The following is a 24,303-nucleotide window of genomic DNA, read 5'->3' on the forward strand; positions in this document are numbered from 1 at the left end:
CGTCAGGTCGCCGGTTCGTCGAGGGCGCGGATGTGGCGCACCGGTGACGCGAGCAACCACAGCACGGCGAGCACGCCGCCGAGGCCGGCGATGGCCAGGGTGGGCCGCAGCCCGATCGTGGTGCCCAAGGTGCCGCCGACCAGCGCGCCGAGTGGTCGGATGCCGTAGTTGACGGCGCTGTAGGCACCGGCCCGGCGTCCCCGCGCGTCGTCGGGTGTCACGGCGGTGAGCAGGGCGTTGAGGTTCACGTCCATGAGCATCACCCCGATGCTGGAGACCAGCTCGATGGCCGCCAGCATGGCCACCTTCGTCCAGGTCGGTCCGGAGACCAGCGCGGTCAGCGCCAGCGGCGCGGGGAAGAGCACCGCGCCGATCATGGCGGTACGGCCCAGGCCGATGGCACGGGAGACGCGCGGTGCGAGTGCCGCTCCCGCGAAGCCGCCGAGCGCCCCGAATCCGAGGGCGATGCCGATCGCACCGGCCGACAGGTCGAGTTCGCGGCTGGCGTAGAGCACCAACAGCGCGCCGGCGATGAAGGTGAAGAAGTTGACGGTGCTGGTGCAGCCGAGGGCGGCCCGCAGCACCGGGTGCCGCAGCACCAGCGTGAGCCCTTCGCGGACCAGACCCAGCGTGGACGTTCGACGCGGCGGTGGCGGCGTCTCGGTCACCGGGATGCGGCGGAGCAGCAGCGCGGAGCCGAGGAACGACACCGCGTCGACGAGGATCGCGACCGGCGCGCTGAGCGCCTGGACGAGCCCGCCGCCGACGGCCGGACCGGCGATGAACGACAGCGACCGGCTCATGCTCAGCTTGCTGTTCGCGTCCACGTACGCCGATCGCGGCACCAGCGCGACGAAGAACGCCTGGCGCGCCATGGCGAACAGGACCGCCCCGAGGCCGGTGAGCAGTGCCACCAGGTAGAGCTGGGTGAGGGTGATCGCGTCGAACAGGTAGGCCACCGGCAGGCTGAGCAGCACCGCGGCGCGGACCAGATCCGCGATGATCAGGAGTCGCCGCTTGTGGGTGCGCTGGTCGACCCACGCACCGAGGAAGAGGCCCAGGAGGTTGGGCAGCCAGATCAGCGCGGTGAGGACGCTCACCTGGACGGGTGTCGCGGTGAGCAGGGTGACGGCGATCAGCGGCAGAGCCAGTTCGCTGATCCGGTCACCGAACTGGGAGGTCGTCTCGCTGATCCAGAAGGTGCGGAACCGGCGGTCGCGGTGCAGGGCCGGCGGGGGCAGGACGTCGGTGGCGCGCGGGGAGCCGGTGTCGGTGGCGGTCATGACGTGGCCGCGTCGTCGTCGCCGGGCTCGGGCAGGAGGTAGCGCAGCATCCGGACGATCCGCGCGCCGTCCGGGGCCGACTCCTCCTTGCGCCGCACGTACGGAGCGATCAGCTCTTCGATCGACTCCTCCAACTGCCGCAGCTCGTCGGCGGTGGCCACGAAGCGGGTGTCGGCCATGCCGGCCAGCGCGCGCCACTCGGGCTCCAGCCGGGGCTCTTCGCGCAGTAGCCACTGCTGGGGCGCGTCGGCGTTGCGGGCGAACATCTCGCCCCGCAACTGCTGGCTGGCGGACTGCCCTTCGGCGCTGTCGGGCGCGGTGAAGCGGAAGCCCCGGGCGACGGCCTGCCACCAGCGTTCCCGCTTGCTGGTGGCACCGTCCCAGTCGCTGACCAGACCGAAGGTCGCCAGGTGCCGCAGGTGCCAGCTGACCACCGACGGTGTGGCGCCGACGTGCGGCGAGAGCCCGGTCGCGGTGGCCGGGCCGTGCCGCTGGAGGTGTTCGAGGATGGCCAGCCGCACCGGGTGGGCGAGTGCCCGTAGCGCCTGCGGCTCGGTGATCTCGAAATCCCCGTACGGATTCTTGAGAGACATGTTTCGAGAGTAGTCTCTCAGATTAGATCGGGGCAACCCGAGCCGCCGTACCGGCGCGTTGATCAGGCGATGCCCAGACGCGCCAACGGCTCGACCAGTTCCCGCTCCTCGTAGCTGAGGTGCGACAGGAGAGCGTCGGTCAGCAGGTCCACCGCGGCCCGCAACTCGGCAAGCCCGTCCGGAGAGCCGACGTACGCGACCAGCGCCCGGTCGACACCCTCCAGCACGTCGTGGATGACGTGATGCTCCTGCTCCAACCGGTCGACCACCGGGGCGAGTCGCGGGTCACGGGCCCGCAACCGGGGAAAGAGCGACTGGTCCTCGATCGTGTGGTGGGTGGTGACGATGCGGCAGTACGACTCGCAGTAGACCCCGAGGGTCCACCGGTTCTGCCGCATGGTCATCGTGTTGATGTGGGACCGGGCCGCACCGGCGTCGATCTCGCCGGCCGCCACCTGATCGATGAGGTCGTGAATCTGGGCCAGCTCGGCGCGCAGCCCGTCGTGGACCTGCACGAGGTGCGCGCCGGTGGCCTGCTCCTGCGGGGTGTAGGTGCGCTCCGGGTCAGGCGCGGGCCCGGTCGGCCGGGCCGCCTCGTCCCACACCTGCCGCTCGCTTCGCCGTACACCGTCGTCCGGAGTCGGCACCACGGCGAACGCCCCACCGGCCACGGTGGCGCGGCTCGCCCGGGCCGGCGGCGCAGCGACCGGCTCCGGCTCCGGGGTACGTGCCGGAGCGGCGTCCCGGTCGCGTTCCGCGGCGACCAGCTCGCGGACGGCGGGGACCACCTCGCCGGCGAAGCGGCGCAGGTCGTCGGGGTCGTCGCTGCCCAGGATGAAGGTGCCGACGCCCTCCTCCAGCGCCAGCCCCGCCAACTCCTCGGCCCACTGCTCGGCGGGCCCGTTCAGCGGGCCACGCCCGATGGCCGAGAACTCCCCGGAGATGTTGAGCAGCCGACGCACGTCCCGCGGGGACCGCCCGGCCTGCTGCGCGGCGTCGTCGATGATCGCGTTTCCCCTGGCCAGGTCACCGGGCTGGAGGTAGCCCAGCGAGGGCAGCCAACCGTCGGCCCGACGACCGGTGAGCTGCAACATCCGGGGCTTGTACGCGCCCAGCCAGATCGGCACCGGGTGGGCCGGAGCCGGACCGCGCTTGGCACCCACCACCCGATAGAACTCGCCGTCGACGCGCACTCCGCCACGCGCCTCGACGTCCCAGAGCTGACGGACGACCTCGATGGCCTCCTCCAGCGCCCGTACGCCCTGGCCGGGGGTGAGGCGCCGGCCGCCCATCGCCTCGATGGCATCCCAGAACGCCCCTGCCCCGAGGCCGAGGCCGACCCGGCCGCCGCTGAGCAGATCCAGGCTGGCGACGCTGCGGGCGAGCACCGCCGGCGGGCGCAGCGGGAGGTTCGTCACGTTCGCCGCCAGGTGCACCCGGCTGGTGCGGGCCGCCACGAAGCTCAGCAGCGTCCAGGTGTCGAGGAACGCCGGCTGGTACGGGTGATCCTGGAAGGTGACCAGGTCCAACCCGACCTGCTCGGCCAGGACGGCGACACCGACCGTACGGTCCGGATTGTCAGCGCTGGGCGTGACGAAGGAGCCGAAGACCAGGTCGTGGCCGTAGTCGCTCATCTGCGAGCCTCCCGATTTCCCCGACGCCTCGGGCGATGCGCCGTGAGCGCAACCTTATGCCAAGCAGAACATCTCTTGCCAACAAGGTCTGCCTCGCTGCGGTATTGTCGGGGAATGACGGGTGCCTCTCGCCGGCCGGACCGGCCCGATCCGCTCGACGACGACCTGGGCTGGATGCTCGGCATCGTCTTCCGCGGCTACGTCCGAGCGGCCGAGCACGCGCTCACCGACTTTCCCGGTGGCCCGCGCGGCTACCAACTCCTCACCGCGGCCAGCAACGGGCCGGCCCGAAACCAGGGCGCGATCGCCGAGGAGATCGGCATCGACCGCACCGTCCTCACGTACCTGATCGACGACCTGGAGCGGCCCGGGTTCGTCGCCCGGCGCGCGGACCCGGCCGACCGGCGTAACCGGCTCATCGAGGTCACCGACGCCGGCCGCGCCGCCTGGGAGAAGCAGCGGGTCGCACTGCGGCAGGTCGAGTCGCATCTGCTGGGGGCGCTCACCCCGGCCGAGTCGGCGACGCTGCGGTCACTGCTGCAGAAGGTCGCCTGCTCGGCCCAGGCGGCGGACCCGCTGCGTGACCTCTGCGAGGTGGTGACCCAGGTGCAGGCCGACCCGGAGCCCGCCGCGCCCGCCGCCCGTCGCAGCGGTGCCGCCCCGGCGCGGGGCGGACGAACCGCCACTCCCCGGGCCCGCCGCACCAGACCCGACTGACCTGCGACCGCGACGGGACGGGCCCGCCCCGCACCACCCGACGTCGTCGGTCGAGCGGTGCCGGACAGGCCCGCGATGTCGCTACCGCACCGGTCAGCGCACGTGCACGAAGACCGGGTTCGAGTAGAACCAGAGGTCGTCCCACGGGCTCTCCAGCCCGTCAGCGAGCGGCTCGGCCTCGTCGGTGCTGGTGCCGCGCACCCGCGCGTAGGTGTCCGCCTCGACATTGCGCAGGGTGTGCCGGATGACGTAGCTGTCGCCCCGCCGACGCCAGTCCCGCGGGCCGAACCGGGCCGCCACAGTGGTGGTCGGGTTGGTGTCGGCGTCCAGGCTGGCGCTCGGGCCGGTGATCTGGCCGACGATCAGGTCGACCCGGCGGACCTCGGGCCGGTCGCCGTTCGCGTTCACCCCACCCAGCGGGCGGAAGGTGATCTCGATCTCGACATCGGTACGGCTACGACGGCTCACCGTGATCGTCTCGCCGACCTCGGCGGTCCTGCCCTGGGACGTGGCGGTGACGTCGAGGCTGCGGATCAGGTCGCCGGTGGTGACCCAGATCCGACCGTTGCGCAGGCCGTCCATGATGTCGCCGTAGTCCTGGCGGGCGTGCACGTACGTCTTGCTGTACTCGCCCGGCCAGAAGTCGGAGCCGCCCCGGGTCCAGTGCACGTGCGAGTCCGAGGTCGCGGTGATCCACCAGCGCCGGCCCTCGCCGAGCAGTGAGTCCCACAGACCGCCGACCCGGGCGGTCATCTGGTCGAAGCCGCCGTAGGTGGGGTGGTTGCCGTACCCGCCCCGCTTACCGCCGTTGAGCGGGCCGGCCTGGTGACCGGGCGCGCCCTCGAAGCCGATGTAGACGTCCGGCGCGGCGTTGTTGCCGTTGCGGAACTCGCGCGGGGTGTCCTGACCGTAGACGCCGAGACCGGGGGCCGAGCGGGACGCGTGGTGGGCGATCACCAGCGGCTTGTGCGGCATGCCCCGGGCCACCTTGAGGAACTCCACCATCTTGGCCTCGGTGTCGCGGGCCGGGTCGGTGGGGAACGCGTCGTACTTGGCGAACCGGCTCTCCAGCTCGAAGAGCTGCTTCGCCTCGTCCTCGTGGCGCGGGATCATCAGCGTGTGGTGGTCCAGCGATGGCGCGTCGAACTCCATGCCCCAGAACTGGAGCACCTCGGGGACCAGCTTGCGGGACCGCAGCAGGTCGGGGTACGCCTGCTCGATGTTGACCTTCGAGTGCGTGGGTCCACCGTGGTCGGTGCACATCGCCCAGGCCAGGCCGAAGTTCTTCGCCATGATGGCATTGGTGACGATCGGGTAGACCGCGTCCGCGCCCTTGTGGAAGACGATCGGGGACTTCGTGGTGTCGAACTCACCGCTGTACTCGGAGTGGATGTGGTGGTCCCCCGCACGCCACACCCGGTTCTTGGAATCACCCCGGTCGGTCTTGTCGTCGTCACCCGGCCGGCGGTCCTCGTCGGCCCAGGCCGCGCCGGCACCGACCAGTGGGCTGGCCGCGGCCAGCGTCGCGCCGACGCCCGCGTACTTGACCAGCTTGCGCCGGGACAGCTGCGCGTGCTCGGTCTCTTCGGGATGCTTGTCTCTCACCTGAGAGCCTCTCCTCGATCAAGTGAATGCTCTTTCGATCAAGGAGCCTCGGAGAAGGCGGTGAACAGCCGCCGTACGCAGCGGGTGCGCGCAATGAACACCCTGCCCCCACCTGGTCGAAGCGTCGGGCCGGACAGCAGTGGGTCACCCCGTGATCGCGCGGCGTCCACTCCGGCCCGCCCCGGCGGGGGGCGGGCCAGGGCGTTGGTCGACCGGTCCCCCTCCGACGGCCCGGTCAGATCCGGGCGCGCGGCAGCCAGCCCAGGAAGCGGAGCCGGACCCGGGGCAACGGCATCGTGGGCAAATCCTGAGCGGCGGCGACGAGGCAGGAGCCGAGATAGACCGCGAGGGAGGCGCGCGCTCCACCGAACTCGGCGAGCAGTTGGCTCTGCTTGGTGGCGCAGGGCCACTCACGGCCGCATCCGGTGCAGGTCCAGCTCGGCGGGTTGGGGAGGTGCTCCGGCAGCTTGGCCCGCCGGTAGCGACCGACGACGCTGTTGTCCGAGCGCACATCGCGTCGCCGGGTCGCGGGACCTTCGTTGCGATGGACCACCGGACGGGCGCCGGGCAGGTAACGCCCGACGGTGCCGAAGAGCACGCCGACGCGGATCAGGGCGTCGGGCCCGACGTGCTGGGTCAGCAACGCGGTCATCAGGTAGTGCCCCAGCAGGTCGAAGGCGTCACGGTGCAGACCGAGGTCGCGGCAGAGGTCGACGAACCCCGGCGTGGTCAGCGGCACCCGGTCGTCGAGTGCGCGGCGCAGCACCTCCCGGAGCCCACGACCGAGCATCTCCAGCGCGTCCCCCTCGCCCAGACCCAGGCTGTCCTCGTCCGCCACCCGGGCCAGCGCCTCGGCGACGGCCAGCCGAACGACGCGGTCAGGATCGGTACCGTCCAACGCTTCCCCCTCCGTGCGTCGGCCTCCCGGCGGTGAGCCGGTTGGTCATCCTCCGACGAATCATGAACAAGATTTCGCTGTCGGCCACGCGGGTGGCTAGGACAGCAGGCGCAGAACCATGTGGCGCGCTAGCCGGAAAACGAAGTCGAGCTGCTGACACATCGCAGTGATGCGTAGGACGGCACGTCGGTGATTGCCGTATGGTGAAATTCCCATCTACGGATATTGCGTCTCACCATCGGTGAATGGTCCGACCAGATCCGACACGCTCAACCGGTCGCTGCCGTCCCGCTCGCGACGTTCCACCGCACCGCCGGCCGACGATGTGCCGGGTCACCGCCGAGCACCCCGGCACGTCCCGAACCTGCCGCCGGCACCCGTTCCAGCACCCGGCGGCACCTCCACCGGACGGAGACAGCGGATGACGTCATCGCCAGTGCAGACCCACCAGTTCGAGAGCCGTGACCCAACGGCGATCCAGGAATTCCTGTCCGACACGTACGACCCGAAACTGCGCATTCACAGCAGGAACGGATACCGGCTCACCCACCACCGCGTCGACACCGGTCCCTTCGCCATCGCGACCACCCGCCAGACCGGACACCTCGAGATCGATGCCAGCACCCTCGGCGGGCTGGTCATCGGTCGCACCCGCACCGCACGCGTCGACCGCTCCTGCGCCGGCTCGGCCCACCGGTTCGGCCCCGGCGACGTCTTCCTCGTCACCAGGCCGCAGGAGCCGTGCAGCGTGCACTGGCACCCCGGTGAGGTGGAGCTCTGCGTACTGGACCTGTCGGTGCTGGCGCAGGTGGCCACCGCCGCGCCCGCCCGCCGGCCGGGTCGGATCGAGTTCACCGAACTCAGCGCCGCCAGCACGGATCTCGCCCGGCAGTGGCGCAACACCACCAGCTTCGTCCGCGACGTCGTGTTGAACAGCCCGGCCGCCGGGGCACAGCCGCTGGTTATCGGCAACGCCGCCCGGATGCTGGCCGCGGCGGCGCTCGCGGTCTTTCCCAACACCGCGTTCACCGAACCGACCGCCGCGGACCGGAACGATGCCACCACCGCCACGCTGCGACGGGCGACCACGTTTCTGGAGGAGCACGCCGAGCGGAACATCAGCGCGGCCGACATCGCCAGCGCCGCCGGCGTCTCCCTCCGGGCGGTCCAACTCGCCTTCCGCCGCCACCTCGGCACCACCCCGATGGCCTACCTGCGTCGAGTCCGGCTCGTCCGGGCGCACCACGACCTGGTCCGCGCCGACCCGCGCCAGGAGACCGTCTCGGCGATCGCCAGTCGGTGGGGATTCGCCAGCCACAGCAGGTTCACCGCGCGATACCACGCCAGCTTCGGTGTGCCGCCGCGCGAAACGCTGAATGCCTGAGACCCCCGCACCGGACGCCAACCAGCCAGGCGACCGGCGGTCAACCGAGGACGCGGGCGAGGCGTCGAACGGCCTCGTCCATGAGGTCGGGTGCCGCTGCCGCGTAGGTGAGGCGGAGGTGCGGGGCCGGGGGGTCGGCCGCGTACCACGGTCGGCCCGGGAAGACGGCGACGCCCTCGGCCGCCGCGGCAGCGGCCACTGCCGCCTCGTCGGTGCCGGCGGCGAGGCGCACCCAGAGGTGCATACCGCCACGTGGGATCGCCTGGGGGGCAATGCCTGGCAGATGCCGGCGTAGCGCGGTCAGCAACGCGTCACGGCGTGTCCGGAGGGCTGTGCGCAGTGCCCGGCGATGCCGCGACCACGACGGAGAGGTGAGGAAGTCGATCGCCGCCTGTTGCAGTGGTCCGGCGACGAAGAAGTCGTCGAGCAGCCGGGCGGCGCGCAGTCGCGCTCCGGCCGGGCCACGGGCTCCGATGGCGGCCACGCGCAGCCCGGGGGCGGTCGACTTGGTCAGCGAACGAAGGTAGATGACGTGACCGTCGGGATCATCGCTGGCCAGCGGCGGCGGTGCCGGTTCGTCGATGGTGAGGTCACGGGCGTAGTCGTCCTCGATCAGGAACGCCCCGGCGTCGCGGACGACCTCGGCGACCTGCGCCCGGCGGTGCTCCGCCAGCGTCGCGCCGTGCGGGTTGGCGTACAGGGGCTGGCAGTAGAAGAGCCGAGCGTCGGTGTGGGCGAACGCGGCGGCGAGTTGGTCGGGCCGTACCCCGTCGGCGTCAGCCGGCACGGGCACCACCCGCAGCCCGGCCGCGCGGGCGGCGGCCAACGCACCCAGGTAGGTCGGCGACTCGACCAGCAGGGCGTCGCCGGGCGCGGTGAGAGCGCGCATCGCGGACGACAGGGCGCCCTGCCCGCCGGGGCAGATCACCATGTCCTCGGCGTGCAGCCCCGCCCCGACCTCGCGGGCGAACCAGGCGCGCAGGTCCGCGCGGCCCTCGACCGGCCCCCGCTGCCAGCTCGCCGGCTGGCGGGCGGCTCGGGTGAGGGCGGCGCCGAGCGCAGCGGCGGGCTGCAGGTCCGCGTGGAGGTAGCCACCGGACAGCGGGATCGTCCCGGCGGGCGTCAGCGCCAACAGGGCCTGCATCTCATCCTGACCGAACCGGCGGGGCCCGAGCGCGACGGTCTGCCAGGACAGATCGGGTACGCCCAGCTCGTCCGGCGCGGTGGCCACAAAGGTGCCGCGGCCGGGTCGCGCCTCGATCAGCCCCTCGGCCGCCAACTGTCGGATGGCCTCGGCGACGGTGACCGGCGAGGCCTGATGTCGGGCGGTCAACTCTCGTACCGAGGGCAGCCGGGCGCCGGGGCCGGCGACGGCCGCGAGGGTCCGCAGATCTTGGATAACGCGCTGGGCTGCGTTACCGTTCTCCATGAGGGACAAGAGTAGCGCTACAGCGGGGAACACGGTAACAGCGGACCGGATCTCCGGGCTCGGCCTCGGCGCCCTGGGCGTGCTCGGCTTCAGCCTGTCGCTTCCGGTCACCCGCATGGCCGTGCAGCAACTCGACCCGTGGTTCGTCGCCTTCGGCCGGGCTGTCGGCGCGGGGCTGCTGGCCTGGGCGTACCTGCGCCTCACCGGCGCACCGCGGCCCACCCGCGGTCAGTGGCGACGGCTGCCGATCGTCGCCCTCGGAGTCGTCGTCGGCTTTCCCCTGTTCACCTCGTTGGCGCTTCTCACCCAGACCTCCGCGCACAGCGCGGTCGTCATCGCCGCGCTGCCCGCGATGACGGCCGTGTTCGCGGTGCTGCGGGCCGGCGAACGTCCACCGCCGCTGTTCTGGATCGTGAGCGCCGGCGGGCTGCTGGCGGTTCTCGCCTTCCTCGGCGCCAGTGGCGCGGTACGCGGCGCCCTCACCCTGCCCGACCTGTTCCTGCTCGGGGCGGTCGTGCTCTGCGGCCTCGGTTACGCCGAGGGCGGCGCGCTCGCCCGCGAGCTGGGCGGCGCTCGGACGATCTGCTGGGCGTTGCTGCTCGCGCTGCCCATCACCGTCGCGGTCACGGCCGTTGCCGCCGTCGTCAGTCCGCCACGGGCCGACGCTCTCGGCTGGTCGGCGTTCGGCTATCTCACCGGGGTCTCGATGTTCCTGGGCTTCTTCGCCTGGTACGCGGGCCTGGCCCGGGGCGGTGTGGCGCAGGTGGGCCAGGTCCAACTCGCCCAGCCGGTGCTGACCCTGGGATGGTCGGCGCTGCTGCTCGGCGAGGTGGTCTCCCCCGCCTCGATCGCGGCGGCGCTGGCGGTGCTGGGATGCGTCGTGGCGACCCAGCGCATCCGGCAACGCCCACGGACGGTCGCGGCGCGACGCGAGGCCGCCTAGCCCCGGTCGCGCTCGCGGCTGTCGCGGGCGGTCTGCACCTCGGGCACCGAGGCCTCCAGCAGATCGGCGAGGCCACGCAGTTGCTCGGCGACCCGGGCGCCGAGGGGGGTCAGCGAGTATTCGACGCGCGGTGGGATCGCGGTGAGCACCTCGCGGGTGAGCATCCCGTCGCGTTCGAGGGTCTGCAGGGTCTGGGAGAGCATCCGCTCGCTGACCCCGTCGATGCGCCGACGCAGCGCGTTGAAGCGGTAGCGGCCCTCTCCGAGCGCCAACAGGGCCAGCGAGGCCCACTTCGAGGTGACGTCCTCGAAGGCCGCGCGGGAGGTGCAACCCCGGGCGAAGACATCGCTCACGAATTCCTGGGTAGGCCCCGCCGGGTCCTGGGCCGGCATGTCGCTCACCTCACCAGCCTAACCCACGCTGCCCTTCGGTTAGTGCTGTAGATTCGTAAGTGCCTGCTGATCTGATACTACCTCCGGAGGTTCCCATGCCCACCTATGCCGTCACCGGCGCCACCGGCCGACTGGGCCGCCTGGTGATCGGGCACCTGCTCGACAACGGGGTGCCCGCCACCGACATCGCCGCCATCGTCCGCAGCCCGGAGAAGGCCGCCGACCTCGCCAGGCGCGGCGTCGAGATCCGCAAGGCCGACTACGACGACCCGTCGACGCTGCCCGGAGCCGTGGCCGGCGTACGCCGCCTGCTGCTCATCTCCGGCGACACCCCCGGTCAGCGCGTCGCGCAGCACACCGCGGTCATCGACGCCGCCAAGCTCGCCGGCGTCGAGCGTCTCGTCTACACGAGCATCCTGAAGGCCGACACCACCGCGAACCCGCTCGCCCCTGAGCACAAGGCCACCGAGGAGGTGCTCGCCGCGTCCGGTCTGGCCTACACCGTGCTGCGCAACGGCTGGTACACCGAGAACTACACCGACCAGCTCCCGCAGTACCTGGGATCCGGCACGATCCTCGGCGCCACCGGCGGCAGCAAGATCTCCGCGGCGACCCGGGCCGACTACGCGAGGGCGGCCGTTGCCGCGCTGACCCGGGAGGAGGACGGCAACGCCGTCTTCGAACTGGGCGGTACGGCGTTCACCTTCGACGAGCTGGCCGAAGCCGTCACCGAGGTGACCGGTACCACTGTCGTTCACCAGGACATGTCCGCCGCCGAGCTGGCCTCGGCCCTGGAGAACGTCGGCCTGGACGCGGGCACCGCCGGTTTCGTCGCCGCGCTCGACCAGTCCATCGCCGACGGCGAGCTGGCGACCGACAGCGACGACCTGAGCCGGTTGATCGGTCGGCCGAGCACTCCGTTGCGCGACGCCGTCCGGGCGGCGCGGGCCTGACCGGGGTCATCGCCGATGCGGGCGGCGGTGGCACGACGCCGTCGCCCGTCGCCCGTCGGCCGGTGACCGTATCCTCGGCGCCATGGTGCGGCACATCGACGACCGGCTCACCCGGCACGCGGGGCGTTCCACACTGTCCGATCCGGGCAGTCAGGCGTCAGCCCGGTGAGCGGCGACGTCGTCATCCGCGCCGCCGTGGCGCAGGACGACCCCGAGCTGGTCTTCGACGTGCTGTGGCAGCTCGCTCCGGACGACGTACGGCCGCACGCCGACCGGCTCGCCACCGCCTGGCGTGACCTGCACGCCCAGGCTGGCCGCCGCCTCCTGCTGGCCGTCGCCGGGGACACCTTCGTGGGCACCCTGGACACCGTCGTCGTCCCCAACCTCACCCACGGGGCGCGGCCGTACATGGTGGTGGAGAACGTGGTGGTCACGTCCGGCTGGCGTCGTCGTGGAGTCGCCCGGGCCCTGATGCTGGCGGCGCTCGACGAGGCGACGGCGGCCGGCTGCTACAAGGTCCAACTGGTGTCGAACGCCACGCGCACCGACGCGCACCGGTTCTACGCGTCCCTCGGGTTCGCGCAGTCCGCCCTGGGCTACCGCCGGTACCTCACCACCACGACGTGACGCCGAGGGCTACCCCGCCCCGCCCGACTACTCCGCCCCGCCCTGCTCCTCGGTGAGCTCGACCAGGACGTCGGCGGCGTCCCGGTTCCCGCCGTCGGCGAGTCGGCGAAGCTCCCCGACGTCGGCCCGCTCCGCGGCCAACTCGACGAGTTGGTCAGCGGCATCCTTGTCGCCCCGGTCGGCGAGACGCCGCAACTCGCCCATGTCGCCGAGTTCGGTGGCGAGTTCGACGAGCTGGGCCGCCGCGTCGGCGTTGCCGTCCTCAGCCAGCTGACGCAGTTCGGTGAGGTCACCCCGTTCCCCCGCGAGCTCGACGAGCTGGTCGACCGCGTCCCGGTCACCGTCAGTGGCCCGTCGACGCAGGTCGGCAGGATCAGGGTCGGACATCGCGCACCTCTTCGCCGCTGGCGCAGGCCGGGGCTGGTCCCGCTCACCATCGAGAACCTAGACCAGCGGGCGTCGCGGTGGCGGACGAACGACGGACACCGCCCGTACGCCGACCCGCTCAGCCCGACCCGGTCGACTCGGTGACCAGCAGGCCGGTGAGCAGACCGCGCAGGGTCCGCTCGACGAGGTCCGCCCGGGGCGGTGGTCCGGCGGGCTGGCTGAACGCGGCGACGAGGTGCGGGTACGTCGTGAGGTCCACCCCGGCGAAGCTGAACGCCCCAGCCGCGGATTCGCGGCGGGCGAAGAGGCTCACCACGCCTGTCATCATCGCGATGGCCTCGAACTTGGCGGTTACCGGGCAGCGCACCGGCGCCAGGACCCGGATGCAGTTGTCGAACCAGGCGAGGCTCTCCGGGCCGGCGCCCGAGGGCCGATGGATCACCTCGGGCAACCACGGGTGGGCACCGAACAGCACCAACTGCCGTCGCCCCAGCAGCACCATCGTCTCCAGCCAGTCACCCTCCACCTGCGGGTACGGGCGCAGCTCCCCCACGGCCCGGTCGGTCATCAGGTCCAACAGGTCGTCCCGGGACGACAGGTAGCGGTAGAGGGATCCGGCACCGGTGCCGAGCGAGGCGGCCACAGCGCGCATCGACACCGCCGCGAGCCCTTCGGCGTCGGCCAGGGCGATGGCGGCCTCCACGATGGCGTCCCGACTGTGTGCCGGGGCGGGGCCACGGCTGCCGCGTTCGGGTCTGCTCCAGATCGACTGCCGCTCGGGGCCGCCGTCGCCGGTACTCGCGGGTGCGTCGCTCACTGACCTACTGTAAACTGCGAACGTCGTTTGCAGTTGTTGTGGGCGGGAGAAGGGTGAAGCAGACATCGAGCAGGTCAGGGCACGGGACGGCGCGACGATCGTGCTGCACTCGACCGGGACGGGGCCGGGGATCGTCGTGGTGCACGGTGGCGGCGTGACGATCGACGTCTACCGGCGGCTCGCCACGGCACTCGCCGACCGGTTCAGCGTTCACCTCTACAACCGACGGGGACGGGCCGACGCGCCACCGAGGTCGGTGCCCTACACCGCCGAGCAGGAGGTCGACGACCTCGCCGCCGTGCTGGAGCACACCGGGTCCGGCAACGTCATCGGCCACAGCGCCGGGGGGTTCCTGGCACTCGAGGCCGCGCTCCGACTGCCGATCGACCGACTCGCCCTCTACGACGCCGCGGTCTCGATCGACGGCAGCTTCCCGTCGGGCTGGCTCGCGCCGGCCCGGGCGGCGGCACAGGTCGGCGACACCGCCCGCAGTCTCGCCCTCACCACCGCCGGCATCAACCCGCAGATGCCAGCGGCGAGGCTACCGCTGGGCCTCCGGGTCGCGATGCTGCGCGCCTTCCTGCGCACGCCGATCGGCCGGACCATGGGCGAGCTGCTGCCGGCGACGCTGGACGAGTCGGCCCTCATCCTGGCTCACGACGGGCCGGCCAGCCGGTGGGCCGGCATCCCCGCCGAGGTGCTGTTGGCCTGCGGCGCCGGCGGCCCGCCGTACTACGTGGAGCAGAACGCCGCGTTGGCCCGCGCGCTGCCACGGGCTCGGACGCTGACCATCCCCCGCAGCGGCCACGACGCCATCAACCGGGCCCACCGCAGGATCGTCGAGCCCCTCGCCGAGTTCTTCGCGGCGCCGGTGACGCCGCACCGGGCGGCTCACTCCTGAGAGGTCACACGATCGCCCACCGTCGTGGATCTTGGCTAGGCTGGCGGGCATGCCCACACACCATCCGCACCGCCGCACGATCGAGCCGGTCGACTGGTGAGTGACGCCCCCGCGCCCACCCAGCGAGGTGGGCCGGAACCGCCGTCGCGGCACCGGTCGGGTTGGGCCAACCAGTGCGCCCACCTCGCCCGGTCCCGTCCCTTCGAGGTCGCCATCGTCGTGGTCATCCTCGCCAACGGCATCGTCCTCGGCCTGGAGACATACGACGACCTGAGCCCCGCCGACAGCGCGCTGCACGGGCTGGAGCTGTTCTTCCGGGCCGTCTTCGTCGTCGAGATCGCCATCCGGTTGGCCGCGTACGGGCGGCGTCCGCAGGACTTCTTCCGGCACGGCTGGAACGTCTTCGACTTCGTGGTGATCGCGGCGATCTTCGTACCCGGACTGCACGGTGACTCGGCGTTGCTGCGGGTAGTGCGCGTCGCCCGCATGGTCCGCCTGGTGCGGTTCTCGCCAGGTCTGCGGACCATCGTCTCCGCACTCTGGCGCAGCCTGCCGGGCGTCACCGGGTTCCTCGCCCTGGCCGTGGTGACGCTCTACGTCTACGGGATGGCCGGCTGGCTCATCTTCGGCGACAGATACCCACAGGAGTACGGCGACATCGGCCGGTCACTGTTGACATTGTTCGTGCTGTTGTCTCTGGAGACGCTGCCGGACCTCATCGAGCAGGGCATGGAGATCTCACCGTGGACGCTTCTCTACTACGTCAGCTACGTGGTCATCACCGTCAACCTGCTGCTCAACATCCTCATCGCGGTCATCGTGAACTCCATGGAGGAGGCCCGCCGACTGGAGATGACCGAGCGACTGGCCCCCGGCTACGACGAGGACGGCGACGGCGTACCGGACGAGGTTGACCGAATCGCGCTCACCCAACGACTGGACGATCTGCGGGCGGTCGTCACCGAGTTGGAACGCGAGCTACGCATCGACCGGGACGACGGGCACGGCCGATCCCACCGGGACAACGCCCGCACCAAACGGTGATCCGACGCTCGCACCGCGTTCCCGCGTTCGGTGCCCGCACACCCGCACCTTCATGTAGCCGATCCCCGCGCCCGCCGGGCGGTGCGCGGGGATCGGCTACGGCAGGTCAGCGAGAACTGGTCACTGGCCGAGCAGGGTTCGGATCTGGCGCGCGTAGCCGGCCACCGTGAAGTCCGGGCCGACGGAGTCCACCAGCACCAGGTCGTTGATGGTGTGATCGACGCGTAGCGCCAGGATCGCCTGGTACTCGGGCGAGTTGTACCAGGTCTTGGCGGTCTCCGCGTCGGGGAACTCGATCAGCACCACCGAACCGGGCCAACTGCCCTCAAGGACCTCGACCTGGGCATCCAGGACGAGCCACTTGGCGCCGTACGCCTCGGTGGTGGCCTGCACCTGCTCCAGGTAACGCAGGGACTCCTCGGTCGGCACTCCGCCCGGGATGCGCAGGTGATTGATCAGGTACGTGCTCATGTCTCATTCCTCAATTCAGGTGTCGCTTCCGGCCGAAGGCGTACGACCGGTCGTCTTGGATTGGGTACACGCCGCGCCGGATGGAAGAACCCGGGCTGTCAGCGACGCGAACGGATGCGGATCAGGTGAGGATCCGGGCCGTGGTGATCGTGAAGAATTCCCGGAGGGCCGCCGGGTCACCGGATGCCTTTGCCCGGGCTGCCGCGCCCTCGTAGCTGGAGACGACAAAGCCGGCGAGATCGGTTGCGGGTTCGTCGCCGTGCAGTTCACCGGCAGTCCGCGCCTGCTCGATCGCCACGGCGAGCGCGGCGACCCAGCGACCGAAGCCGGCGTCGACGGCGGCGCGCAGGGCATCACTGTGCGCCGGGATTTCGGTGGCGAAGTTGCCGAGCAGGCATCCGCGATCGCCCATGGTGTCGCCGAGGCCGGTGACGTATCTCAGATGACGGGTGATCCGCTCCAGCGGTGTGCTGCCCTGCTCCGCGTCGAGCATCTCCAGCCCCATCGCTGCGGAGTATCTCGCCACCGAGTCCAGGGCGAGGTCCTCCTTGCTGGCGAAGTGGTTGTAGAAGGTGCCCTTGGGCGCGCCGGCTGCGGCGACGATGTCCTGGACGCTCGTCCCGTTGTAGCCCCGCAGGTGGAACAGGTCCAACGCGGCGTCGGACAACCGTTGCCGAGTTCCGGCACTGGTCGGGGACTTCGGTCGTGGCATCTCACGCACTCCTTTCGCCCACAGCTCCGACTGACAGACACCACGATATGACCGGTCGTCTCGGAATGCCAGTGATGTGACCGCTGTCATCCCCCAGGTACCGTGGAGTGCCATGACCAGGGATTCCAGCGCGGTCCGCGAGGAGTTGCTGCGGCTGCGCGAACAGGCCGAGGCTCAGGCCACCGCCCTTGACGGCGACCTGCGGAGCCTCTTCGAGGCGTCCCGGTCGTCGAACGCCGACGACGAGCACGACCCCGAGGGCAGCACGATCGCCTTCGAACGCGCGCAGCTCACCGCCGTCCTCGACGCCACCCGCCGACGGCTGGCCGAGTTGGACGTCGCGCTGCAACGGGTGGACGACGGCAGCTACGGCGTGTGCGAAGGCTGTGGCCGCCCGATCCCCGCCGAGCGCCTCGCCGCCCGCCCGTCGGCGCGCACCTGCGTGACCTGCGCCAGCCGACGGTGACGGGCACCGCCGACCGGCGGGCGTCTCAGGCGATGGCGGGGCTGCGCCGTTCCAACAGAATGACGTCGCGCCAGCGTCCGTGGTGGCGGCCGACCCGCTCACGGACGCCGATGACCCGGAACCCGGCCCGCTGGTGCAGCGCCAGGCTGGCGGTGTTCTCCGGGAAGACCCCGGACTGGATCGTCCAGATGCCGGCGGCCTCGGTGGAGGTGATCAGCGCGTCCAGCAGCAGTCGGGCGACGCCACGGCCCTGGGCGGCCGGGTCGACGTACACGGAGTGCTCCACCACACCGGCGTACACCGCGCGGGTCGAGGTCGGCGAGACGGCGACCCAGCCGAGCACCGTTCCACCCGGGTCGACGGCCACGAACCGGTGACCGCTCAGTCGAGCGGCACTGAACGCCGCCCAGCCGGGCGCGGTGACCTCGAAGCTGGCGTCACCGGTGTCCAGGCCGGCCTGATAGATCGTCAGGACCCGGTCGGCGTCGGCGTCGGTCATGGGCCGCACGGTGATGTCGACCATCAGCACGTTCCTCTCCGGGCGGGCGCCCACCCCGTCTCGCCTCGCTGGCCTGACGTTCCTTGATCAGGTGATGAGAAATAGCTAATGAGGTCGTCTCCAAGCTACTTTTCATCACCTGATCAAGGGAAGCGCATGGACCGAGGTCGCTAGAAGTCGTCGTCGAAGGCGACGGTGCCGGTCACCCCGACCTGGTACGCCGACACCCGCCGCTCGAAGAAGTTGGACAGCTCCTGCACGTCCTGCAACTCCATGAAGCCGAACGGGTTGCTCGACCCGTAGTGCGGCGCGATGCCGAGCTGGGCGAGGCGACGGTCGGCGACGTGCTGGAGGTACTCCCGCATGTCGGCCAGGGTCAGACCGGGCACGCCCTGGCCCACCAGGTCCTCGGCGAACTGCACCTCACACTCGACCGCCTCGGTGAGCATCCGGCGAACCTGGTCGGCGAGGTCGTCGTCGAACAGGTCCGGCTCCTCGGCGCGGACGGTGTCGACGACGTCGAACGCGAACGCCATGTGCATGGACTCGTCGCGGAACACCCAGTTGGTGCCCGAGGCGAGACCGTGCAGCAGGCCACGGGAGCGCAGGAAGTAGACGTAGGCGAACGCGCCGTAGAAGAACAACCCCTCGATGCAGGCGGCGAAGCAGATGAGGTTGAGCAGGAACGTGCGCCGGTCCTCGCGGGACCGCAACTCCCGCAGGTCGTTGAGGGAGTCGATCCACCGGAAGCAGAACTCGGCCTTACGACGAATCGAGGGGATGTTCTCGATGGCCGCGAAAGCCTCGAAGCGCTCCGTCTCGTCGGGGACGTACGTGTCGAGCAGGTTGAGGTAGAACTGGACGTGCACGGCCTCCTCGAACAGCTGGCGGGACAGGTAGAGGCGACCCTCCGGGCTGTTGACGTGCTGGTAGAGGTTGAGCACCAGGTTGTTGGCGACGATCGTGTCACCGGTGGCGAAGAACGCCACCAGGCGGCTGACCAGGTGCCGTTCGGCCGGCGACAACCTGTCCAGGTCGGCGAGGTCGGCGTGCAGGTCGACCTCCTCGACAGTCCAGGTGTTGCGGATCGCGTCGCGGAACCGGTCGAAGAAGTGCGGGTAGCGCATCGGGCGAAGAGTGAGGTCCATCCCGGGGTCGAGCAGCATGTGCGTGGTCCTCGTGTCGGTGGTGCTGGCGTCGGTGGTGGCGGCTTCGGGGACGGTCACTGGCAGGCCTCGCACGACTCGGGGTTCTCCAGCGAGCAGGCGAGCGCCTCCGCGTCGAGGGCCACGGACGCGAGAGCGACGGGCGCGACGGGTGCAACGGGTGCGACGGCGCTGACGGTGGCCTGCTGGATCCGCGTCGCGGGACGCGAGCGCAGGTAGTAGGTGGTCTTCAGCCCGGCCTTCCAGGCGTAGAGGTACATCGAGGAGAGCTTGCCGATGGTCGGCGCGGCCAGGAACAGGTTCAGCGACTGGGACTGGTCGACGAACGGGGCACGGGCGGCGGCCAGGTCGATCAGCGCCCGCTGCGGCAGCTCCCACGCGGTGCGGAACAGCTCCCGTACGCCGACCGGCAGCTCGGCGATGTCCTGCACCGACCCCTCCGCCCGCTTGATGGCCGAACGGATCCTTTCGGTCCACAGACCGCGGGCCTTCAGTTCGCGTACCAGAGCGGTGTTGACCTGGAGGAACTCCCCCGACAGGGTTTCGCGCTTGAACAGGTTGGACACCTGCGGCTCGATGCACTCGTAGCACCCGGCGATCGAGGCGATCGTCGCCGTCGGCGCGACCGCCACCAGCAGCGAGTTGCGCAGCCCGTGCGCCGCGACCTCTTCCCGCAGGGCCGCCCAGCGTGCCGTCTGCGTACCCTCGACACCCCACAGGTCGGGCTGGAGCTGGCCCCGCGCGGCCCGGGTCTGCGGGTACGCCGGATGCGCGCCGAAGTCGCGCGCCAGGTCGGCGGAGGTCTCCAACGCGGTCAGGTACAGCTCCTCGCTGATCCGGGTGGACAGCTCGCGGGCGGCCGGCGAGTCGAACGGCAACCGCAACGCGAAGAAGGCGTCCTGCAGGCCCATCAACCCGAGCCCGACGGGCCGCCAGCGGGGGTTGCTCGCCGCCGCCTGCGCGGTCGGGTAGTAGTTGATGTCGATGACCCGGTCGAGGAAGGTCACCGCGGTCCGCACCGTGGCGCGCAGCCGCTCCCAGTCGATGCCGTCGGCGGTGAGGTGGGCGGCGAGGTTCACCGAGCCGAGGTTGCACACGGCGGTCTCGGCGTCACTGGACACCTCGACGATCTCGGTGCAGAGGTTGGACAGGTGTACGACGTTGCCCGGCTCTGCGGTCTGGTTGCAGAGCCGGTTCGACGCGTCCTTGAAGGTCATCCAGCCGTTGCCGGTCTGGGCGAGGGTCCGCATCATCTTCCCGTACAGCTCCCGGGCCGGGACCTGCCGCACGTAGCGGCCCTGCGCCTCGGCCTGCCGGTACGCGGCGTCGAACCGCTCCCCCCACAGGTCGGGCAGCTCTGGCACCTCGTGCGGGTCGAACAGCGACCACGGCTCGTCGGCCTCGACCCGACGCATGAACTCGTCCGGCACCCAGTTGGCCAGGTTCAGGTTGTGGGTGCGGCGGGCGTCCTCGCCGGTGTTGTCCCGCAGTTGCAGGAACTCCTCGATGTCCGGGTGCCACGGCTCCAGGTAGACGCAGGCAGCGCCCTTGCGTCGGCCACCCTGGTTGACCGCGGCGACGCTCGCGTCCAACGTGCGCAGCCACGGCACGATCCCGTTGGACTGCCCGTTCGTGCCCCGGATCAGCGCGCCCCGGGAGCGGACCCGGGAGTACGCGATGCCGATGCCCCCGGCGAACTTGGACAGGTTGGCGACCTGGGCGTACCGGGCGTAGATCGAGTCCAGCTCGTCGAGCGGGGAGTCGACCAGGTAGCAGGAGGACATCTGGGTGTGCCGGGTGCCGGAGTTGAACAAGGTCGGTGAGCTGGGCAGGTAGGCCAGGCTGGACATCAGCCGGTAGAAGTCGACCGCCTCGTCCGCCGTCCGGGACAGGCCGCAGGCCACCCGCAGCAGCCAGTACTGCGGGGTTTCCAGCACCAGCCTGCTGGTGGGGTGGCGCAACAGATAGCGGTCGTACACCGTGCGGAGGCCGAAGTACTCGAACCGGCGGTCGCCGTCCGGGTCGATGGCGTCATCGAGCGTCGCGGCGTGTGCGGCGACGAACGCGGCGGTGTCGTCACCGATCAGGCCCTCGGCGTGGCCGACCCGGATCGCCGCGCTGAACGAGGTGATGCCCTGTCGACGCACCTCCTTGTCGACGTAGCCGGCCAGCAGCCGCGCGGCCAGACGCGAGTACTGCGGCTCCTCACCGATCATCTCGGCGGCGGTCTGGATGGACAGCCGGTCGAGTTCGGCAGTGGTCGCGCCGTCGTAGAGGCCGCTGATGGTGCGGGTAGCCACCCGCAACGGGTCGACGTCGGTCAGGTCGTCGGCCCACCGCTCGACCGCCCGGACGATTCTGTTCACGTCCACGGGTTCGGTGCCGCCGTCGCGCTTGCGGACCTGCATCGGCGTCCGCCGCACTGTCGCGTCGCCGCTGGCCGGGACTACCTCGGTGACTGTCACCACTCGCTCCTCGGAGTTCGAGACCTGGTGGCCCGGACGCGAGGAGACAGACACCGATGGACGCGCGCCGGCAGCGGCGTGGGTCAGGTGGCGTCAGCCGTCCCACGCGGCCTCGGACCGCCGCCCACCCGGGTGCGGGTACGCGGCGCGCTGGCAGGTCTTCGGACTCGCGGGCACGACCGGGCTCGCCGGTCTCCTACTGGCCGTCGCTTCCCAGGCCGAACTGGTGGCCCAGTGCTCATGACGGCTGTCGTTCCCACTCACCGCTGCGGGACAGTCCCGGATTTCCACCGGGTTCCCTGTTGCCTCGACCGCACTGGATGAGCGGCCGAACCAGCTGCGCTCGACACCATATATAGGGACGCAGCCGTTGTCACACCCCACATGTCGGTCTCGGGCGTGTCGACGGCGATGCGGTGACCACCGTCACCAACCCTCGGGAGCACGCAGCGGCCGACCGACGCCGGGCACCGGAGACGGGGCTCTGCGCACGGGTGTCGACATTCGACAAAGATGTGACGTATCGAGGCCGTGGCACTGGAGGCCACGCCTATACGTCGCCGTCGATACGTTGCGGCGAGGTGGAACATCCAATCTCCGGGATCCGCCGCGCGCGTCGAGTTGGCCTGCCAACCGGCATGATCGGCATCAAGGCGGATCGGCGAGAGCGGGAAAACATCATATGTCTGCACGCCAGAAGTGATCGACAACGTTGACGCGCTGGAGCAGCCCTCCGTATACTCCCAGTGATCATCTGATCTTTAGCCTAGCTGGGCGAGGAGCGCATGCCGCAGATCACTGCCGTCACCGTCGAAGACGTCCGCTTCCCCACCTCCCTGACCGCTGACGGGTCAGACGCCATGAACAAGGACGGCGACTACTCGGCGGCCTACGTCGTCCTGCACACCGACGGCGTCGACGGCGTGGGCGCGCCACTCGCGGGGCACGGCCTGACCTTCACCATCGGCCGAGGCAACGACATCGTCGCGGCGGCGGCAGTCCACCAGGCACAGCTCCTCGTCGGCCAGGACGTGGCAACGATGGCAGCGGACATGGGCGCGGTCTACCGCCTGCTCACCTCCGACTCGCAACTGCGGTGGCTCGGCCCCGAGAAGGGCGTCGTCCACCTGTCCCTCGCCGCCGTGCTGAACGCGTCATGGGACCTGGTCGCCCGGGTCGCCGACAAACCGCTGTGGCGGCTGCTCGTCGACATGACCCCCGAGCAACTCGTCGACATCGCGGACCTGCGCTACCTCTCCGACGCGCTGACCCGCGACGAGGCACTGGCCATCCTGCGGGCCAAGGAGAGCACGAAGGCCGCCCGCCTCGCCGAGCTCGACCGGACCGGCTACCCCGCCTACACCACCTCGGCCGGCTGGCTCGGCTACGGCGACGACAAGCTGCGCCGACTGTGCCAGGAGGCGGTCGACACCGGCTACGGCTACGTCAAGCTCAAGGTGGGCGCCAACCTCGAGGACGACATCCGCCGATGCGCCATCGCGCGGGAGATCCTCGGGCCGGATCGCAACCTCATGATCGACGCCAACCAGGTGTGGGACGTCGGTCAGGCCATCGACTGGGTCACCGCTCTCGCCCGCTTCACGCCACTGTGGATCGAGGAGCCGACCAGCCCCGACGACATCCTGGGCCACGCTGCCGTCCGACGCGCCGTCGCTCCGATCGGCGTCGCCACCGGCGAACACTGCCACAACCGGGTGATGTTCAAGCAGCTCTTCCAGGCCGAGGCCATCGACTTCTGCCAGCTCGACACCGGCAGGTTGGCCAGCATCAACGAGATCGTCGCCGTGCTGCTGCTGGCCGCGAAGTTCGACGTCCCCGTGTGCCCGCACGCCGGCGGTGTCGGGCTGTGCGAGATGGTCCAACACGTGTCGGTGCTCGACTACGTCGCGATCTCGGGGGACCTCACCAACCGGGTCACCGAGTTCGTCGACCACCTGCACGAGCACTTCACCGATCCCTGCATCATCCGCGACACCGGTTCCGGCAGCGGATACGTCCTGCCCAGCCAGCCCGGCTACTCCACCCGGATGCGTCCGGAGTCGGTGGCGCTCTACCGTTTCCCCGACGGCCACTACTGGGCGGCGACAGACCCGACTACCGTGTCATCTCCGGAGGCGGCGTACGTGATCGCGGGTGGGAAGGCCACCCCCGCCGGCCGTTAGGGGGGACATGTCTCGCACCGACGAAGTGGTCAACGGCATCAAACGGATGATCCTCGAAGGGCAGTTCCGGCCCGGGGACCGGCTGCCCATCGAGAAGGACCTCGCCGAGCAGCTCGGTGTCTCGCGGGGCTCCCTGCGCGAGGGGATGTCGGCCCTGTCGATCCTGGGGATCGTCAACATCCGGCAGGGCGACGGCACCTACGTCACCAACCTCGACGCGCCGCAACTGCTGGCCCCAATGAACTTCGTGGTGGACTTCCAGGGCCAGGGCGACCCTCGGCACATCCACACCGTCCGCCGGCTGCTGGAGTGCGAAGCCGCCTGCCTGGCCGCGACCAGGATCACCGACGAGGCCCTGGCCCAGGCGGGTGACCTGCTCGACGAGGCGGCCCGGTTGGTCGGCCAGTCACCGCCGGACCACGAGCGGATCATGGAGATCGACATCGCCTTCCACCGGATCATCGCGGTACACGCCGAGAATCCGGTGCTCGTCGGTCTGATCGAAGCCTTCGCCGGGCGCACCCTCCGTGGCCGGCTCTGGCGGAGTCTGCACGAGGAGGGCGCGGACCTGCGCACCCATGACGAGCACGTGGCGATCCTGAAGGCCCTCGTGGCACGGGACCCGGAGCGGGCGCGCACCCGGATGGCCAACCACCTGATCGGTGTGGAGGAGTCGTTGCAGGGGTTACCCGACGACGCTGACGCCAGCATCGAGACGGCCCGGTCGTGACCGA

At 70.7% G+C, this 24,303-nt stretch carries 24 protein-coding genes and 1 riboswitch; of the genes, 10 read left to right on the forward strand and 14 right to left on the reverse strand.

What is annotated here, in order from left to right; all coding sequences use genetic code 11:
• Positions 1-2: 2 nt before the first annotated feature.
• The 3 genes from AB0877_RS16200 to AB0877_RS16210 all read right to left on the reverse strand — a co-directional run bounded on the left by AB0877_RS16200 (position 3) and on the right by AB0877_RS16210 (position 3,510).
• Complete coding sequence (locus AB0877_RS16200; protein WP_366609466.1) at positions 3-1,283, reverse strand: MFS transporter; 1,281 nt, start codon at positions 1,281-1,283, stop codon at positions 3-5.
• Positions 1,280-1,876: a helix-turn-helix domain-containing protein gene (locus AB0877_RS16205; protein WP_366609467.1), complete on the reverse strand. Its 597-nt coding sequence runs from the start codon at positions 1,874-1,876 to the stop codon at positions 1,280-1,282. Before AB0877_RS16205 ends, AB0877_RS16200 begins: the two co-directional genes overlap by 4 nt.
• Positions 1,877-1,938: 62 nt before the next feature.
• Entirely contained in the window at positions 1,939-3,510 is a 1,572-nt protein-coding gene (locus AB0877_RS16210; RefSeq protein ID WP_366609468.1) for an LLM class flavin-dependent oxidoreductase, read from the reverse strand.
• 114 nt (positions 3,511-3,624) lie between these two features.
• Here AB0877_RS16210 and AB0877_RS16215 point away from each other — a divergent pair, with 114 nt between their 5' ends.
• Positions 3,625-4,227, forward strand: coding sequence for a MarR family winged helix-turn-helix transcriptional regulator (locus AB0877_RS16215; RefSeq protein ID WP_366609470.1), 603 nt, complete (start codon positions 3,625-3,627; stop codon positions 4,225-4,227).
• Positions 4,228-4,320: 93 nt separating this feature from the next.
• On the opposite strand, the gene AB0877_RS16220 is transcribed toward AB0877_RS16215, so the two are convergent.
• Together AB0877_RS16220 and AB0877_RS16225 are read right to left on the reverse strand one after the other, a co-directional pair.
• Complete coding sequence (locus tag AB0877_RS16220) at positions 4,321-5,832, reverse strand: phosphoesterase (RefSeq protein ID WP_366609471.1); 1,512 nt, start codon at positions 5,830-5,832, stop codon at positions 4,321-4,323.
• A 235-nt stretch (positions 5,833-6,067) separates the two neighbouring features.
• On the reverse strand, positions 6,068-6,730 hold the full coding sequence (locus AB0877_RS16225) for a hypothetical protein (RefSeq protein WP_366609473.1): 663 nt from the start codon (positions 6,728-6,730) through the stop codon (positions 6,068-6,070).
• 421 nt (positions 6,731-7,151) lie between these two features.
• Here AB0877_RS16225 and AB0877_RS16230 point away from each other — a divergent pair, with 421 nt between their 5' ends.
• Positions 7,152-8,114 carry an AraC family transcriptional regulator gene (locus AB0877_RS16230; protein WP_366609475.1) on the forward strand — a complete coding sequence of 321 codons (963 nt, stop codon included), beginning with the start codon at positions 7,152-7,154 and terminating at the stop codon, positions 8,112-8,114.
• 40 nt (positions 8,115-8,154) lie between these two features.
• Here AB0877_RS16230 and AB0877_RS16235 read toward each other — a convergent pair whose 3' ends face one another.
• Positions 8,155-9,543 (reverse strand): PLP-dependent aminotransferase family protein, encoded by a 1,389-nt coding sequence (locus AB0877_RS16235; RefSeq protein WP_366609476.1) that lies wholly within the window; start codon positions 9,541-9,543, stop codon positions 8,155-8,157.
• On the opposite strand from AB0877_RS16235, the gene AB0877_RS16240 reads away from it, so the two are divergent.
• The gene (locus tag AB0877_RS16240) at positions 9,542-10,486 is read left to right on the forward strand and encodes a DMT family transporter (protein WP_366609477.1); all 945 of its coding nucleotides are present in this window, start codon (positions 9,542-9,544) and stop codon (positions 10,484-10,486) included. The genes AB0877_RS16235 and AB0877_RS16240 overlap by 2 nt on opposite strands.
• Here the strand turns inward: AB0877_RS16240 and AB0877_RS16245 are convergent.
• Entirely contained in the window at positions 10,483-10,878 is a 396-nt protein-coding gene (locus AB0877_RS16245; RefSeq protein WP_366609850.1) for a helix-turn-helix domain-containing protein, read from the reverse strand. The two genes, AB0877_RS16240 and AB0877_RS16245, sit on opposite strands and share 4 nt — an antisense overlap.
• Before the next feature lie 95 nt (positions 10,879-10,973).
• On the opposite strand from AB0877_RS16245, the gene AB0877_RS16250 reads away from it, so the two are divergent.
• A complete protein-coding gene (locus AB0877_RS16250) occupies positions 10,974-11,831 on the forward strand; it encodes an SDR family oxidoreductase (protein ID WP_366609478.1) in 858 nt (285 codons plus the stop codon).
• 165 nt (positions 11,832-11,996) lie between these two features.
• Positions 11,997-12,458, forward strand: coding sequence for a GNAT family N-acetyltransferase (locus tag AB0877_RS16255; protein ID WP_366609479.1), 462 nt, complete (start codon positions 11,997-11,999; stop codon positions 12,456-12,458).
• Positions 12,459-12,485: 27 nt separating this feature from the next.
• Here AB0877_RS16255 and AB0877_RS16260 read toward each other — a convergent pair whose 3' ends face one another.
• Positions 12,486-12,845, reverse strand: a complete 360-nt coding sequence (locus AB0877_RS16260) for a hypothetical protein (protein ID WP_366609481.1) — start codon at positions 12,843-12,845, stop codon at positions 12,486-12,488.
• A 118-nt stretch (positions 12,846-12,963) separates the two neighbouring features.
• Positions 12,964-13,662 (reverse strand): helix-turn-helix domain-containing protein, encoded by a 699-nt coding sequence (locus AB0877_RS16265; protein WP_366609482.1) that lies wholly within the window; start codon positions 13,660-13,662, stop codon positions 12,964-12,966.
• Positions 13,663-13,762: 100 nt separating this feature from the next.
• Between AB0877_RS16265 and AB0877_RS16270 the strand changes: the two genes are divergently transcribed.
• Both AB0877_RS16270 and AB0877_RS16275 read left to right on the forward strand, forming a co-directional pair.
• Complete coding sequence (locus tag AB0877_RS16270) at positions 13,763-14,563, forward strand: alpha/beta fold hydrolase (protein WP_366609484.1); 801 nt, start codon at positions 13,763-13,765, stop codon at positions 14,561-14,563.
• A 96-nt stretch (positions 14,564-14,659) separates the two neighbouring features.
• On the forward strand, positions 14,660-15,607 hold the full coding sequence (locus AB0877_RS16275; RefSeq protein WP_366609485.1) for an ion transporter: 948 nt from the start codon (positions 14,660-14,662) through the stop codon (positions 15,605-15,607).
• A 120-nt stretch (positions 15,608-15,727) separates the two neighbouring features.
• On the opposite strand, the gene AB0877_RS16280 is transcribed toward AB0877_RS16275, so the two are convergent.
• Positions 15,728-16,078 carry a DUF1330 domain-containing protein gene (locus tag AB0877_RS16280; protein ID WP_366609486.1) on the reverse strand — a complete coding sequence of 117 codons (351 nt, stop codon included), beginning with the start codon at positions 16,076-16,078 and terminating at the stop codon, positions 15,728-15,730.
• Positions 16,079-16,199: 121 nt separating this feature from the next.
• Positions 16,200-16,790, reverse strand: a complete 591-nt coding sequence (locus tag AB0877_RS16285; RefSeq protein WP_366609488.1) for a TetR family transcriptional regulator C-terminal domain-containing protein — start codon at positions 16,788-16,790, stop codon at positions 16,200-16,202.
• Positions 16,791-16,902: 112 nt separating this feature from the next.
• On the opposite strand from AB0877_RS16285, the gene AB0877_RS16290 reads away from it, so the two are divergent.
• A complete protein-coding gene (locus AB0877_RS16290; RefSeq protein WP_366609490.1) occupies positions 16,903-17,256 on the forward strand; it encodes a TraR/DksA C4-type zinc finger protein in 354 nt (117 codons plus the stop codon).
• Between the two features lie 25 nt (positions 17,257-17,281).
• Here the strand turns inward: AB0877_RS16290 and AB0877_RS16295 are convergent, their stop codons facing one another.
• From AB0877_RS16295 to AB0877_RS16305, 3 genes are all read right to left on the reverse strand, one after another.
• Positions 17,282-17,779, reverse strand: coding sequence for an N-acetyltransferase family protein (locus AB0877_RS16295; RefSeq protein WP_366609492.1), 498 nt, complete (start codon positions 17,777-17,779; stop codon positions 17,282-17,284).
• Between the two features lie 146 nt (positions 17,780-17,925).
• On the reverse strand, positions 17,926-18,921 hold the full coding sequence (locus AB0877_RS16300; protein ID WP_366609851.1) for a ribonucleotide-diphosphate reductase subunit beta: 996 nt from the start codon (positions 18,919-18,921) through the stop codon (positions 17,926-17,928).
• A 56-nt stretch (positions 18,922-18,977) separates the two neighbouring features.
• On the reverse strand, positions 18,978-21,329 hold the full coding sequence (locus AB0877_RS16305; protein ID WP_366609853.1) for a ribonucleoside-diphosphate reductase subunit alpha: 2,352 nt from the start codon (positions 21,327-21,329) through the stop codon (positions 18,978-18,980).
• 191 nt (positions 21,330-21,520) lie between these two features.
• Positions 21,521-21,739: riboswitch (cobalamin riboswitch) on the reverse strand.
• Positions 21,740-22,171: 432 nt separating this feature from the next.
• Here AB0877_RS16305 and AB0877_RS16310 point away from each other — a divergent pair.
• Positions 22,172-23,569, forward strand: a complete 1,398-nt coding sequence (locus tag AB0877_RS16310; protein ID WP_366609493.1) for an enolase C-terminal domain-like protein — start codon at positions 22,172-22,174, stop codon at positions 23,567-23,569.
• Positions 23,570-23,576: 7 nt separating this feature from the next.
• Complete coding sequence (locus AB0877_RS16315; RefSeq protein WP_366609495.1) at positions 23,577-24,299, forward strand: FadR/GntR family transcriptional regulator; 723 nt, start codon at positions 23,577-23,579, stop codon at positions 24,297-24,299.
• The last annotated feature ends 4 nt before the right edge of the window (positions 24,300-24,303 follow it).

This window comes from Micromonospora sp. NPDC047644 (assembly GCF_040704315.1).
Lineage (GTDB): Bacteria > Actinomycetota > Actinomycetes > Mycobacteriales > Micromonosporaceae > Micromonospora.